Genomic DNA, 15,665 nt, shown 5'->3' with positions numbered 1-15,665 from the left:
CCATTCGCTTAACCGCTTAAAAGGACGCACGTAACACTGCGTCCTTTTTTTATAAAAAATATTTTACTATTAATCAGCATACTATTACATAGCTGGTCAAGGCTGTTAAACTTTGCGCAGGTTTCTGCATCATATAGCTATGACCGGGTAAACGGCTCATTAAATTTCAATACTCATGCTATCTAAACCTTTGTTAATCATCGCAATTATTTTAAGCTTTTGTACAACAGGCAAAGCGCAGGTTAATTCAACTGACGGCACCCTGCTCAGCAACAGAGACAGGCGGTCACGGCGCGGCGAAATTACCAATAATGATATTATCCTATACCTTTTCATCAAAGGCAAAATTCCGCTGACAGGCGGCGATGGCAGGATAACATACCGTTCGCAATACGATGGTTTTGACAACATCGGGCGGATAAAATCTATCGGTAATACGCAGATCACTTACTACGACAGGTTTGATATGGATAACCAGGGAAAAATAAAAACCGTGGGCGATACGAGGTTTACCTATTACGACAGGTTTGACATGGACAACCAAGGCAAGCTAAAATCTGTTGGAGACATAGCCATAAAATGGTACGACAGGTTCGACGCGCAGGAATTGCAAGGAAAACTTAAATCGGTGGGTGATTTATCCGTGGTTTGGTACGACCGGTTTGATGGCCCGGAACTGACCGGTAAAATAAAAGCCATTGGCGATACCCGGTTTACTTACTATACGCATTACGATGGAATGGATAACGCTGGCCGCCTAAGATCGGTGGGTGGTATCCGCATTCGCTGGTATGACAGGTTTGATGACCTTGGCGAAAACATAGGCAAGGTTAAATCAATTGGCGGCGCCCGCTTTATTTATTTTGACAGTTATGGCATTGATGGAAGAAGGGGCGAATTGAAAGCCGTTAAAGGTGATTTGATTCCAGAACAGACCGATAATGATGAATGACATAATTTGCGGAGCATCGGGCGGGTAATTTTACACCGTGCGGACCCGGTTGTAACCTGACAGTCCCCAGTATATTATAGTCCTTCCAGCCAATGCAGAAACTCCGGGGCTTTAGTTTTACTCACTAATATGCGTTCCGGGGTTTCTACTGTAAGCTTTACAGCGAGTTTCCTGGTGAAGAACTTTTCTACATTCCCGATTGCGTTCCTGTTGATCAGGAATTGCCGGTTTGCACGAAAAAAAAGTTCGGGATCGAGCATCTTTTCCAATTCATCCATGCTGCTTGTCATGAAATATTGCTGATTTTGGAAGGTGCCCATCCGTATCAGCGTAGTGTCGAGACACACATAAGCGATATCTTTAACCTGCACCGGTATGATCTTCTCCCGGTGGCTCACAAGCAATGTGGTTTTGTAATTTTTTTTCAGGCTTGCTAATAATCTCTCGATCCGGAAATCAGACTCCTCTTTTTTAACAGTTCCAAGCAATGTATTCAATTTAAGAAACGCCTTTTGAACCTTGGCTTCGTTAATGGGCTTTAACAGATAGCTGATGGCATTGGTATCAAACGCGTTCATTAAGTATTCGTCAAACGCGGTGCAAAAAATGATAGGGCAAGTGATCCTGACCGACTCATAAATCTCAAAGCTTAAGCCATCGGCAAGTTGAATATCAGAAAATATAAGGTCGGGCTGGGGGTTTGATGCCAGCCAGTTCAGGCTTTGTTCTACCGATTCTAAAACCCCAATGATTTTAACGGCGGGATTAACGGCTGTTATCACGGCCTGCAATTCCCGGGCTGAACGGGCCTCATCTTCAATTATCAATACATTCATGGTATAAGCGGTAGCTGTACTTTAAACATCATTTCGTTCTTGTCGATAACAATATCCCTGTTAAACAATAACCGGTAGCGCTGGATGATATTGTTCAGCCCGATACCCGACGAGGCTTCGAGGGTCTTTTTAAACTGGTAATTATTTTTGACAACCAGGTACCCTGCTTCCGTGTAGATATCGATCTTTAATGGCTTTTGCTCGGCCACCACATTGTGCTTGGTGGCGTTTTCAATCAGCAATTGCATGGTTACCGGCGGGATCTTGTAATTCATAAACTCCTGATCGATATTGATGGAGATCTCGATAGCCTTTTCCAGTCTTATTTTAATAATATACAGGTACGATCCGATAAAATGAAGTTCTTCCTTAATAGTAACCCAATCCTTTTGCTTGTGGCTTAAAAGATACCTGTAAACATTTGCAAGTTCTTCCACATAATCTTTTACAGGTTGGTCATTAGTTAATGAAGTTAGGGTATTGAGGGTGTTAAATAAAAAGTGGGGACTTAACTGTTCCTTTAAAGACGACAGGTTAGCCTGGAGATTAGCTTGTTTTAACTGTTCCAGTTCCAACTTATCCCGCTCGTTTTCTTTCATCCTGATCAATTGATAAACAATAAATCCAATTAAGCAATTAAGCAGTGTTCCGCGGAAGAGGATCAACTCGATCCTTCTGTCGCCCGGCAGATCACCCGACAATAAAAACTCTCCAAATAATTTTGAAATAATTTTATCAAAAATCACAGTGAGTATACAACCGCAAAGGAGGGTTACCAATGTAAACCGAAGGCGATTATGAATCCCCCTCTTAACAAAATCGGCTTTCAGCAGCAAATGGTTGCCAACCCAGCAAAGCAGCGAAAAGCAGAAAAAATACACCAAAAGTGTCAGATAGTGCCGCAGGTCTGCGGTTTCCAGCCTGATTAGCCTCAATAGTATCGCCACTACCGAGATCATAACAGAAAACGGGATCCCTACCTTAAGATTGAATTTTTTCACGTTGTAAAGTTAGGGCATTTATTGAACGATCTTTCCGTCGCTCAGGTCTATCACCCGGTCACTGTTCCGGGCAAAATCATCATCGTGTGTTACAGCGATAATGGTTTGTCCCTTTTCCCGGGTAAGCTGTTTAAAAATATCAAAAACATTCCTGGTATTTTTTGAGTCCAGGTTTCCGGTAGGTTCATCACCCATAATGATCGACGGGTCATTAATCAGCGCCCGGGCAATAGCTACGCGTTGCTGTTGCCCCCCGGATAATTTATTCGCCATTTTTAACGCCTGGTTTTCCAATCCAAGCAACTTAAGGTTTTCATAAGCTTTATGCTCAATCTCTTCCTTGCTTTTTTTATTGAGCTTGAGGGCGGGAAGCATCACGTTATCCAGCACGGTAAAATCAAGCAGCAGGTAATGAAACTGAAAAACAAACCCAATATGCTCATTCCGGAACGCGGCAAGCTGATTTTGGCTTCGGCCGGTCAGCAACTCGTTATTGATAACCAGCGAGCCTTCGTAGCTGGTATCCATCGTCGACAGGATGTAAAGCAATGTGGATTTACCCGAGCCTGATTTACCGGTCAGGGTTAAAAATTCGCCGGTTTTTACTTCAAAGCCAATGTCTTTCAGCACCTGGAATTTTTCAGGTTCATAAAAGTATTTAACGATATGGTCTGCTTTTAAAGCTATTTTATTTTTCATACTTAACCTCGTATAATTTCTACCGGATCAATCCTTGATGCTTTCCTGGCCGGTAAATAGCCCGCAACTAACGTAGTGACCAGACCGAATAAAAAAGACATGATATAATCCTTAACATGATAGGTCATTGGCAAAGTTGACATGCCGGCAATGTGGAATGGCACATGATTAACAATCCGCGCCACCGCGTACCCAAACAATAACCCAACCAAGCCTCCCAGCAGGCCAATAACCATTGCCTGTGTCAAAAATATCTGCGTTATATCACTGCCCGAATAGCCCATCGCTTTCAGGATGGCGATCTCCCTGATTTTTTCGTTGATGGTCATATTCATAATATTATAGATACCGAACCCGGCAACCATCAGGATCACTAATGAAACAGCTATGGCAATGATATTACGCAGTTGCGCGCCTGCTTCCAGTTGCTGGTTAGCCGTTTGCCAGCTTTCAACTTTATAAGGAACTACGGGAGCAACCCTGCTGACAAGCGGTTCGGTAACTTCGTAATTCTGAACGTTGATCTGCATATCGGTTACATATTCCTGGTTCTCTGAAAGCAGCTGCCTTGCTGCCGCGATATTGATGTAAGTTTTTGATTGGTCGATCTGCTTGACATTGGTACGAAAAAGACCTATCAGTTTATAATTATGACTGACACCATCCGAGGTTAAAATGTTAACATTATCGTCGATGTTAACGCCGAGGTCTTTCGCAAGGTCTTCGCCCAAAATAATCCCGTCGGGCCTGAATTGCAGGTTATCCCAGGTCCCGGCGGTAATATAATTTGCGATGTGATAAACTTTGTTTTCGTTCGTTACGTCAACGCCGGCAAGGGTTCCGTTCAGCTTGTTTCCGCCATTGCGGAAAAATACATTGATGTTCACTTGCGGAGTAACCGCCACTACCTCCGGCTGTTGTTGCAGCAGCGACAAGATGGCTGCGGTATTCTTAATACCGGTAGTGTATTGAATAACTTTGGCATTGCTTATCCGCACTTTTGTATGCTCAGGAACTATAGCCCTGATCAAATTGGTATGGTCTGAGGGCCCGTCGTTGTATATCCGCACATGCGCCAATGAAGTGAACGCGAGTTTTGTTTGCGCATCATTAACGCCCCCCATAAACCCGTTCATAAAAATGTACATGGATATACCGAAGGTTACGCCCAATAAAGCCACCAGCGTTTGTCTTAAATTGGATGTTAAATGCGTATGCGCAATTTTGTAATTGGTGCTAAACATGGCTATTGGGGAAAAGTTATAACGTCGTGTTCATTTAACCCGCCGGTTATTTCTGTCCACTCCATGGTGCGGATCCCTACAGTTACCCGCTTTTTCTCGTTACTGCCTTTCAGCATCACAAAATGATCGTTAAGCAAACAATAAGACGGAATAACCAATGCCTGCTTTTTGGTTTGCACGATCAGGTTTGCCTGTAACTGTGTACCGTTAAGCATGTTTTTAACATTATTTTTAAAGGTTGCTTCCACAATGAACGACTGATCTGTGGTATTGAAGGATGGATAAATTTTAGTAATTGTGGCTTCATAACGTTCATCGGGGCGGCTGTTTAATGATATTATTGTACGCTGCCCCAGCTTAACGCGGTCTATATCGCCTTCCGCTATATCCAGCTTTGCAATTGGCTGCCCTGTGCCCAGTATAGCTATAGCATCCCCTTTTTTTACATAATCGCCTGCCTTTTTATTCACATTCATCACTACGCCACTTGCCTGGCTAATGATCATTTGGTAGCTATTGTTGGTTTTTTGTATATCGAGGTTAGCGCGGGCATTCGCCACGTTCAGGTTGAGTGTATGTTTTAAATCTGAAAGGTTTTTTTGCAGCACCTTCAGGCTGGTACCTGAATTCTGATAATTTAGCCTCGCGTTGTCATAATCCGCTATAGATACGGCCTGCGTTTTTACCAGGCGGGAATAACGGGCGTAGTTGGCTGAATCTACCTGTGTTTTTTGCCGGGCCTGGGCTATCTGCGCCTCCAGCTGAGTAATTTGAGGAGAGTTTTGCGCGGCATTGTTTAGGGCGAAATCCAAGTTCTGGGCTGCATTATTCACCTGTGTTTGCTGAACACGGTTATCCAGTTGAAACAGGCGCTGCCCCGATGTGACAGTATCCCCCTCTATAACAAATGCCGACTTAACAAATCCTTCTGTATTGGCCATAACGGTATATTGATCCTTGTTTTCAATATGACCGCTGCCAAACACCGCATCCACGATATCCCGGCGCTCCGGACTAAGCTCAGGCTGATGGCTGCAACCGTACAGATAAGCTGAGAAAAAGATTAAAAGCAATTTGTGATATTTCATTTTCTTGATACAAGGGTTGATTGGGTAGATAACAGCAGTGAAAGGTTGTTGAGGTATACATTTTCGGCAGCAAGGTAATCCTGAAACACTTTTTGGTAAACGTCCAGGCTAATCACTCCCTCTTTGTATTTCTGGTCATTAAGCTTTAGGTTTTCCCCGTAAAGCTTAAAACTTGCATAGGATGCTGTTACCATTTGGCGGTAATCGCTATAATTTTTAAGCAGCAAACGATCGTTGATAAGGCTTTGCTGTTGAGCGTTATCAAATTCAAGCCGCGCTACCTGCTGTTGCGCCTTTTGGCTTTTATATTTATTGGTGTTACTAAAGCCGGTAAAAATTGGCACGGTGATACCAAGACCAATGTAGCTGTATGACTTCCAGCTATCCTGGCTGAATGACAGGCCAAAATCATTCCTGAACTGCTGATTACCGAAGAAAGCTGAAGCTGAAATTTTGGGGAATGCCGCTGATTGTTGTGACTTGCTTTGCAGCGCGGCAATATCAGCCTTTTGCCGGTAAACCTCTAAAGAACGGTCTGCACCAACCGCCGTTACATCAGCACTTACCAATGAATCCATATTCAGTGTGTCGAGCATAATAACTTCAGCAGCGGGGGCTTTTCCCAAAAGGATCTTCAGGTTTTCTATGCTTTGATCGTAAAGTTGCTGGCTTTGCCATTTGTTTTGCAGGATACTATTGGCGTTGATCTGCGCCTGGTTCAATGCGATACGGTCTGCCGAACCTGCCTGAAGCCGCTGGCCGGTCAACAACACAACGCTGCTGCCAAGCTTTTCATCAAGGGCATTAATAGCCAGGGCGGTTTTAGCTATCAACGCGGTGTAATAATACCGGGCTACCTCCTCTTTTAATGTTTGAACATAAGCCTCCTGCTGCAATTCGGCCAGGCGGATCCGATCCCTGGCTATTTTAGCCTGCATTACTGATGTCCAGTCAAAAATGCTTTGACTGAGCGTAACACCAGTGTTATAAACGTAATGTTTTCCAAACTTAACATCGATGGTTTTGCCCGGTTGCCCAAATAATTCGCCAGGTACAGGTGTAACAGCAAGGCTCATATTATCGGTGCCGTTAAAATTTGCCGACGCCTGGGGATAATAAAAACCACCTGAAGCTTTATGATCAAACCTTGCCTGCTTAATTTGTTCAAGATAAACCGCCTGGGTAGGATTACTCGTTACTGCAGCATCAATGACAGCATCAAGGGAACTGATCTTCAGCGTATCGGGCCGTGTTTGGGCACTGGCATGCAAGGTAAAACCACACATCAGCGGTAATAGGCCCATTTTTAATATTCTCATGTTTATTTAATAAAAGGATGAGGCTGTATTGTGCGCAACTGCTTACTGTATTCTTGACCAGGTCTTGCTCCTGGACATCATCCCCAGCTTCACCCTGATCACCAGCGAATTATTACCATCAAGGGCCAGCGTTGCATCAAAGTCCGTATGCTTTGCAGGTACGAATACTTTTCCCTCCCACTTCCCTTTCCTGAATACAAAATTTTTAAGAACTACGGTTCCTGCTTTTATGCCCTCCTTGTTTTCTGAAACAGCGGTCAGCTTTCCAAAATACTGCCCGTTATTTTTATAAATTTCCATTGTCCTGTCACCGTCCGGTCCCTTGAAATTTCCAATTACGGCATCAGGGTTGCTGCTTGTCTGGGCCAGCAAACGGCCTGTTATCACCATTACAAACAGGATGACCAATGTAAATTTTTTTCGATTTTGTATTGTGCTTTTCATCTCTAATATTTAACCAGTCAAAATTACTTCGACCATAATTCGCGAATGATGAAAAGCTTGTTGAAGCGGACATAAAACCCCTGGAAGCGGCCAGGTAAGGATTCAAGGCGGAGGGATTAAGCGCTATTTATTATGCAAAAGCCGCGGCACGGCTTTTTAACACATGATTTACATATCTAAAAAAACTCACCCCAACCCTTCCATAGCGAACGGAGCTTTACTGTTTAAAGTCCTGTTATTTAGAGAGGATTGGGGTGAGGCAATTATGAACTATTAAAACCGGTTGAAGGCGACCAGTAATCACAATTCATCGCCGGTCGTGTTTTTGGCATCAATTACCTGTTTAATTTTCGATAAGCCCAGCCGAAAATTAATGGGAAAACCCATAAGCTAAACAGCATAGCGCACAAGATGCCGCCAATAACAACGCGGGCCAACGGCCGGGAGCTTTCAGAACCAATGCCATGCGATATAGCCGCGGGAAACAAACCTATGGCGGCCATCAACGCGGTCATCATTACCGGCCTGATCCTGGAATTTACACCAAGTTTGATAGCGGTATACAAATCGGTTTGCGTTTTACCCTTCAGGTTTTCCAGGTTATGTTTAAATATACTGATCAGCAATACACCATCCTGAATACAAATCCCAAACAATGCAATAAAACCGATGCCTGCCGAAATACTGAAATTAGTACCCGTTAAAAACAAGGCTATAATTCCGCCAACAATGGCAAATGGTACATTAAGAAACACCAGGACCGCATCCTTCACATTGCCAAACATGATGAACAATAAACCGAAGATCAGTATTAAACTTACGGGCACTACCTGGGTTAACCGCTTTTGGGCACGTTGCTGGTTCTCAAAATCGCCCTGCCAGGCCATATGATAGCCGCGCGCCAATTTCACCTGCGCATCAACCTTGCGCCGGGCTTCGGCAATAGTACTACCCATGTCGCGCCCGCGCACCGAAAATTTAAGGGTGGCGTAGCGCTCGTTTTCGTCGCGGAAAATGAGGCAGGGCCCGGTTTTCTGTGTAATATCTGCAATTTGCTTAATGGCCACCTTTGCCCCGCTTTGCGTGGGCACCAGCAGGTTGCCAATATCGGCCGGTGTACTCCTGAAATTTTCCGGAAAACGAACCCGGATATCAAAAATCCTTACACCTTCGTATAAGTTTGAAGCCGCCTGGCCGCCAATAGCCATGGCAATGACCGAATTAGCGTCGGCTGTTGCAACGCCGTACTGCGCCATTTTCTGTTGATTGAGCTGTATATCCAATTCAGGTAAACCAACACTTTTAAGTACGCCCAAATCTTCAATACCTTTTACATCCTTCAATATGCGGTAAACTTCGTTTACCTTGGTTTCCATATAATTGAGCGAGTCGCCATAAACTTTTACAACTATCGATCCCTTTACACCCGATACCGCCTCTTCCACGTTATCACTGATTGGCTGCGAAAAGTTCAGATCAACACCCGGCAGCTTTGATAATCGTGCGTTCATCTGCTTAATCAGTTCCTCCTTTGTAATCTTAGGCTTCCAGTCTTCTTCGGGATACATCAACACATCAAATTCATTGTTGTAAAAACCGGCTACATCGGTTCCGTTATCCGGTCGCCCTGTTTGCGAAACGGCATACTGAACCTGCGGAAATTCCATCAATATTTTGCGTACCTGCCGGGCCGTTTCAACCGACTGATCAAGAGATACGCTGTAAGGCAATTGTACCCTCAGCCATATCGCGCCTTCATCCAGCTCGGGCAAAAATTCGCTGCCTAAAAACCTGAATGAGAACAGGCCAACCACCATAGCGATCAAAGATAAGGTCACTACAATTTCCTTAAACCTGAATGATTTAACGAAACCACCTAACATAAATGCCGTAAGCCTATGCACAAAGGGGTTATGCTTTTCATGAACATTTTTGCGCAATAACAAACTGATCAATACCGGCACTAATGTTAACGTGGTGATCAAAGCGCCCAATAACGCGAAACCAAGCGTATAGGCCAGCGGAGAAAACAGCTTTCCTTCAACTTTTTGAAAGGCAAATACCGGTAATAAGCCAGTTATGATAATCAATTTGGCAAAAAAGATGGCTTTACCCAACGTTGCGCCGTTGTTTTTGATCAGGCCCAGCTTGGCGATCTTGTTAAAACGGTGCATCCCCAGTTCAACAGCCTTGTGATCAAGAATTACAAACATCCCCTCTACCATTACCACAGCTCCATCAATGATGATACCGAAGTCAACGGCGCCCAGCGATAGTAAATTGGCCGACATCCCCATGAGGTGCAGGCAAATAAAAGCAAACAGCAAGGCCAACGGAATGATTACAGATACGATAAGCGTGGTACGCCAGTTGAACATAAACAGCGACACCAGCAAGGTTACCAGTAAAATCCCCTCAATAAGGTTGTGCAACACCGTATGCGTAGCGTAACCGATGAGGTTGGTGCGGTCGTAATAGGGTACTATTTTGGTATCTGCAGGAAGTATATCGTTGTTCAGTTTATCAACTTCGGCTTTAAGCGCGTTAACCACCTGTGTCGGGTTTTCGCCTTTGCGCATCACAATAATCGCCTCAACGGCATCAGCATCATCGGTTACGGTACGTTTACCGTTTTTAATAACGGCGTCGCTTCGGCCTACCCATCCCAATCTCGGTAAATTTGAAATTTCAACATGTGCAACATCCTTCACCAGCACCGGAACACCATTATTGTTGCTTACGATAATATTGCGGATCTCGTTGATATCATTAAGTAACCCCAACCCCCTTACGGCAAAGGCCTGGTTGTTTTGAATAATCATATCGCCGCCAACGTTGATATTGGTTTTCTGAACGGCAGTAAAAACATCTAAAGGCGTAATATTCAGCGTAGCCAGCTTTTCCGGGTCGACGGTAATTTCATAAGTCTTGGTTTTTCCGCCAAAACTGTTAATATCACCAATACCGGGGATAGATCGTAGCCGCCTGTCAATCAGCCAATCCTGGATTGTTTTAAGTTCCCTTACATCACGAACCGAACTCCGGAGCGTATACCTGAAAATCTCGCCGGTTGGCCCTACCGGCGGCTGCACAGAAGGTGTTATCCCCGCGGGTAAGTTAGCATTATTAAGCAGGTACATCACCTGTTGCCTTGCTTCCGGATCTTTGATACCATCATCAAAAATCACCTTCACGTAGCTTAATCCAAAAATGGAAGTTGAGCGCAGGCTTACTTTTTTCTGCACCGGGTTCAGTGCTATCTCAATGGGGATGGTTACCAGTTTTTCCACTTCCTCGGCACTCTGTCCGGGCCATTGTGTAATAATGTCTATTTCGGTATTGGTAACATCAGGAAATGCCTCAATAGGCATTTGAACAAAGGTGATAATGCCTGCAACAACAAGTACAAGAGCAAGAAATAATATGAGAATCCTGTTTTTTAACGAGAACCCTATGATCCGTTTAAGGAGCTTAGTCATTTTAGGAAATAATTGGTAGTTAACTGTTTAATGATCCGTACACCAGTATTGCCTTCGAGGCAATTACCCTTTCGCCAACATTAACACCGCTTTTGATGAATGCCGTTTTTCCGTTGGTGCTGATAACCTCAACCTGGCGCAGCTCCACATTTTTATCTCCTTTTAAAACAACAACATAATATTGGCTATGATCAAAGATGAGCGCGCTGCTGGCCACCGAAATTGCCTTGTCATTTTCGGTATTGTTAATAGTTACCGTAGCAAACATCTGCGGTTTTAGCATAAAGTCGGGGTTATCAATAATCACCCTCATCTTCATTACTTTGGTATTGGGATCAATCACGTTCATCAGCCTGTTCACCTTCCCCTTAAAAATCTTATCAGGATACGATATCGTCGAGATATCGGCATCGTCGCCTTCATGAACTTTGCTTACATTTTCCTCATATACGTTAGCTTCAACCCATACATTTTTAAGATTTGATACCGTAAACATAGGAGCCGAGTTATCGGGACGGATAGCCATACCGTTGGTTACGTTTTTCTGTACCAGGAAACCGTCAATGGGCGATTTGATAAAATAATCACCACTGGTATTATTACCGTTAACCATCAGCACGCGCTGCGCGGCCGTTTTTGCGGCTACGGCCTGTTCATAATTAACCTCGGCAGTGGTAATATCTAATTTGGATGCCATACCGCTTTTGTAGAGGTCCTGCTGCTGCTCCAATTGTTTTTTAGCCAGGCGTACAGCGGCCTCTGATGAACTTAGCGAAGAAGAATAGTTGGCCATTTCGCTGCTTTTTACCATGCCAAGCACTTCACCGGCTTTAACAAAATCGCCCGGCATAGCATGGATATTTTGTACTACGCCGCTTACCAGCGGGAAGATGTTGGATACCTTATCGGTATTAAAATCAACAACCCCGTTAAACTTTATGGCATAACTGATATTGCGGATTTTGACGGTATCGATAACCAATGTACGCTTTAGCGAATCAGACAGTGTATAGGGCTGCCTTGCCTGTTCGGAATGATCATCAGAGTTGCATGAGTTTAAACTGATCAACAATAATGCGGCTGCCATGCATCCCAGGCCATGTTTTTTTAATAAATAGTTCATCTTAATGCTGGTTAAAGAAAGGAGTGCCCGTAACGTAATTTAATTGCTCGAGTGATGTGACCCGGTTAAGCTGGATGTTATTGAACTGAACGGTATTGGTTTTGAAGGAATCATAAAAATCTATAAACTCCAGCAGGCCGATATTGCGCAGCAAATAGTTTTTATATACCTCGCTGATGAGGTGGGTAAAATCTGATTTAAAGCCAGGGTCGAAACTGTTATACAGATCTTCATAACGTAAGGCCTCCTTGTAAGATGTGGCCAAATCCATCGCTACCTGGTTTTGCTGATTTTCCAGCTGCACCTTACTTTGGTCTATCGCTATACGGGCCTGTTTAATACCGCCCTGGTTACGGTTAAAGAAGGGCAGGTTAAAATCAATCCCCCCGCCTACGTAGTTGTTATTGAATGAACCGTATTTATCATATCCCAGCGAAAAGGTAATATCGGGGACTGCGGTGGCCTTTTGCAGGGCGAGATTGATTTTATTATAATCAACAGTTATCTGCGCGTTTTTAAGGTCGTAACGGTTTACATAGGCCGAGTCGAGCAATTTACTGTATGGAATTGAAGTAGCCGACGTGGTATTGGCAAAGCCAGGGTCTACAAGCGGCACGATGTAACTTTGAGGCGGGGCTTTGATAAGCATTTTCAACTCAGCTTCAGTTGCATCTATACCAGTTACCAGGCTATTGTATTCGGCCTGCAAAGAATAAAGCTGCGATTGGATACGTAACACCTCTTTTTGAGCGATGTTACCTTTGGCAAACTGCTCTTTGAACGACGACAAGGTTTTCCTTAACGAGCCGATTTCAAGGTCGTAAACCATAGCCGACTGCTGGTTGTAGTAAATTGTATAAAAATCGGTACGGATGGTAAACCTGAGCGTACGCAGCAAATCAAAAAACTGGTACCTAGCCTGAGCTACCCCAATTTGAGCCAGGCGTATGTTTTTATTCCGTTTACCCGCTGTAGTAAATAATTGCGAAATACCTGCCGACTGATTTTTATACGCGTTATGCGTATCATTAAGAATGCCGTTCTGAAAATTAAAATCGGGGTTGGCAAAAAGTTTAGCGGTTGTAACCTGGGCCTCGGCATTATCTATATTATACTTTTCGGCAATAAGCGTGAGGTTGTTTTTTAAAAACTGTTCTTCAATTTGCTTGATATTTACCTTTAGCGTATCACTGTTGGGTGCCTGCGCCTGAGCGCGGGCACCTGGAACAGCCATACACCATAGTTGAATTGAAGAAAGAACGATAACAAATTTTCGGTGCATAGTTTATTTGTTTATCCAAAACTATACAGGCCAGATTAGAGAAGAATTAAAACCGGATTAGAACGGGATTAGAATACAGGCTGCGGAAAAGTTAATAAAAAAACGCTTCCGGGTTGTGCCGGTGTAACCGTGATGGTACCGCCAAAAAGCTGGACAATTTTCCTGGTTATATACAAACCAATGCCGCTGCCCTTAAAGCTTCGCCCGTTGGGGCTGCGGTAAAACGAGTTGAATATTTTATCGATATCTTCCGCAGGAATGCCAATTCCCCCATCCCTGATAGCTATTTTAATCAATTTATCGTCGACATTTAATGTACAAACCACCGGCTTACCGCCCGAAAACTTAAAGGCATTCCCGATAATATTATTTAAAGCAATGATCAGTAAAGGCTTACTAACCATCATTACCAAATGGTTCGCATCTTCGGGCATGTGCTGCATTTCAACAATAAGCTTTCCTTTTTCCTTTTTGGTATTCCAGTAGTGATGTATTTCCCATATCAGTTCATCTATCATAACCGGGGTTAATTTGGCGCGGGTATACTCCAGGTCAGACTGGGCCAGCTCCATCAAACTGCTGATGGTATCGTTCAGGTTTTCGGCATCGTTGAGTACAGAGGCCAGTAACTGCTGATACTCCGCGGCAGATCTTTCTCTTTTGAGCCCCACTTCAATCTCACCTATAATACTGGTAACCGGCGTACGCAACTCATGCGAGGCGTTTGTTACAAACGTTTGCTGAAGTTCAAAGGCATTATATAAATGTTCAAGCAGCCTGTTAAAATTACGCGCCAGCTCGGTGATCTCGTCCTTCCCCTCTCCTTCTCTCACCCTGACGTGCAGGTCATTTACGGTGATCTGCTGCATTTGACTAATCAAATCATTTATCGGAGACAATGACCGTTGCGCAAACCGGCGGCCTATAAAAAATACAGCGCCGTTGATAACGATAAAAGCCACCAGCATAATACGGGCGATATCAACTAACTGGTCATTATGATCAGCATCAACAGCTGATACCAGGATCACGAAGTTGCCCTGGTTGTCGCGGTAATAAACGCCTACGGTTTGCCGGTTGCCTTCTGCAAACTGCAAATATTCCTTTTTACGAACCCGATCAATAACCTTATCCGTCCAGTACGAATTTTTGTGAGCCAGGAACGACTCGTTTCGTTCATTATAAATACCAATACGCTCCTGTGGTAATTTGGCCAGGTATTGCTCCCTCACATGCCCCAGCGAGTCTGAAGAAATTTCGTCGGCTTCGAGGTATAACTGCGCGGCCACTTTTGCCCTGTCGTTCAGGTGTTCGTAAAAATCAGCCCTGACAAACGAATAAAACGCTAAAAAAATGGCCAATAAAATAAGCAGTAGTATACCCGCCGTTATGAGCGAGAAATTGAGCGCCAACTTATTTTTGATCTTCATCAGCAGGCCCGTTCTTTAAGAATATAGCCCATGCCGATATTTGTATGGATCAATTTACCTTCGAAACCTTTCTCTATTTTTTTCCGGAGATAATTCACATACACATCAATAAAATTGGTTTTGGTATCAAAGTCAATCCCCCAAACTCTTTCGGCGATATAATCCCTCGAGAGCGTTTTGTTGGGGTGCTGCATAAAAAGCTCCAGCAAGGCGTATTCCTTGGCGGTCAGTATAATTTCGGTACCTGCACGTTCGGCAACCTTGCTCCCGGTATTCAATTTCAGATCAGCAAATGTGAGTACCCCCGGTTGGGGTTGGGTTTGCATCCTTGCTGTTCTGCGCAGCAATGCTTCAATCCGTGCCAGTAACTCGTTAAAGTGAAAAGGTTTAACAAGATAATCATCCGCCCCAGCCTGTAAACCGGTAACTTTATTATCAATGCTGTTTAAGGCGGTGAGCATTAGTATCGGCGTGAATAAGTCCTGCTTGCGGATATACCGGCACAGGTCCATTCCATTACCGTCGGGAAGTAAAACATCAATAATAATGACGTTATAATCGTCTGCCTGAAGGGCTTGTTTAGCAGCAAAAACATCAACAGCCAAACTAGCATGGTATTGCGATTCCCTAAGGCCTTTCAGCAAAAACGAGGCAACCTTTGGTTCATCTTCTACTACTAATATGTGCATTAGCGGATATTAACAAGAATATAAGCAATTGCTGACATAGCCAAAGCTCATCAGCGTGTGTAAGTATTTTAACGAGGGC

At 43.9% G+C, this 15,665-nt stretch carries 13 protein-coding genes; 1 reads left to right on the top strand and 12 read right to left on the bottom strand.

The window, feature by feature from the left end:
* The first annotated feature begins 175 nt into the window (after nt 1-175).
* The gene (locus tag LX99_RS08210; RefSeq protein ID WP_109607411.1) at nt 176-952 is read left to right on the top strand and encodes a hypothetical protein; all 777 of its coding nucleotides are present in this window, start codon (nt 176-178) and stop codon (nt 950-952) included.
* A 74-nt stretch (nt 953-1,026) separates the two neighbouring features.
* Here the strand turns inward: LX99_RS08210 and LX99_RS08205 are convergent, their stop codons facing one another.
* From LX99_RS08205 to LX99_RS08150, 12 genes are all read right to left on the bottom strand, one after another.
* A complete protein-coding gene (locus tag LX99_RS08205) occupies nt 1,027-1,788 on the bottom strand; it encodes a LytR/AlgR family response regulator transcription factor (protein WP_109607410.1) in 762 nt (253 codons plus the stop codon).
* Nucleotides 1,785-2,789: a sensor histidine kinase gene (locus LX99_RS08200; RefSeq protein WP_109607409.1), complete on the bottom strand. Its 1,005-nt coding sequence runs from the start codon at nt 2,787-2,789 to the stop codon at nt 1,785-1,787. Before LX99_RS08200 ends, LX99_RS08205 begins: the two co-directional genes overlap by 4 nt.
* Before the next feature lie 18 nt (nt 2,790-2,807).
* The gene (locus tag LX99_RS08195) at nt 2,808-3,488 is read right to left on the bottom strand and encodes an ABC transporter ATP-binding protein (RefSeq protein ID WP_109607408.1); all 681 of its coding nucleotides are present in this window, start codon (nt 3,486-3,488) and stop codon (nt 2,808-2,810) included.
* A gap of 2 nt (nt 3,489-3,490) precedes the next feature.
* Nucleotides 3,491-4,732, bottom strand: a complete 1,242-nt coding sequence (locus LX99_RS08190; protein ID WP_109607407.1) for an ABC transporter permease — start codon at nt 4,730-4,732, stop codon at nt 3,491-3,493.
* 2 nt (nt 4,733-4,734) lie between these two features.
* The gene (locus LX99_RS08185) at nt 4,735-5,820 is read right to left on the bottom strand and encodes an efflux RND transporter periplasmic adaptor subunit (protein WP_109607406.1); all 1,086 of its coding nucleotides are present in this window, start codon (nt 5,818-5,820) and stop codon (nt 4,735-4,737) included.
* Nucleotides 5,817-7,139: a TolC family protein gene (locus LX99_RS08180; RefSeq protein WP_109607405.1), complete on the bottom strand. Its 1,323-nt coding sequence runs from the start codon at nt 7,137-7,139 to the stop codon at nt 5,817-5,819. The genes LX99_RS08185 and LX99_RS08180 overlap by 4 nt, the downstream gene beginning before the upstream one ends.
* 42 nt (nt 7,140-7,181) lie before the next feature.
* The gene (locus tag LX99_RS08175) at nt 7,182-7,583 is read right to left on the bottom strand and encodes a DUF2147 domain-containing protein (RefSeq protein ID WP_109607404.1); all 402 of its coding nucleotides are present in this window, start codon (nt 7,581-7,583) and stop codon (nt 7,182-7,184) included.
* 335 nt (nt 7,584-7,918) lie between these two features.
* Nucleotides 7,919-11,062, bottom strand: a complete 3,144-nt coding sequence (locus LX99_RS08170; protein ID WP_109607403.1) for an efflux RND transporter permease subunit — start codon at nt 11,060-11,062, stop codon at nt 7,919-7,921.
* Between the two features lie 19 nt (nt 11,063-11,081).
* On the bottom strand, nt 11,082-12,185 hold the full coding sequence (locus LX99_RS08165) for an efflux RND transporter periplasmic adaptor subunit (protein WP_109607402.1): 1,104 nt from the start codon (nt 12,183-12,185) through the stop codon (nt 11,082-11,084).
* A gap of 1 nt (nt 12,186) precedes the next feature.
* The gene (locus tag LX99_RS08160) at nt 12,187-13,467 is read right to left on the bottom strand and encodes a TolC family protein (RefSeq protein WP_109607401.1); all 1,281 of its coding nucleotides are present in this window, start codon (nt 13,465-13,467) and stop codon (nt 12,187-12,189) included.
* Between the two features lie 68 nt (nt 13,468-13,535).
* Nucleotides 13,536-14,897, bottom strand: a complete 1,362-nt coding sequence (locus LX99_RS08155; RefSeq protein ID WP_109607400.1) for a sensor histidine kinase — start codon at nt 14,895-14,897, stop codon at nt 13,536-13,538.
* Nucleotides 14,897-15,586: a response regulator transcription factor gene (locus LX99_RS08150; RefSeq protein ID WP_109607399.1), complete on the bottom strand. Its 690-nt coding sequence runs from the start codon at nt 15,584-15,586 to the stop codon at nt 14,897-14,899. The genes LX99_RS08155 and LX99_RS08150 overlap by 1 nt, the downstream gene beginning before the upstream one ends.
* Nucleotides 15,587-15,665 lie beyond the last annotated feature (79 nt).

The sequence above is a fragment of the Mucilaginibacter oryzae genome (genome assembly GCF_003148845.1).
GTDB lineage: Bacteria > Bacteroidota > Bacteroidia > Sphingobacteriales > Sphingobacteriaceae > Mucilaginibacter > Mucilaginibacter oryzae.
This window is presented reverse-complemented; position numbering and strand designations above follow the sequence as displayed.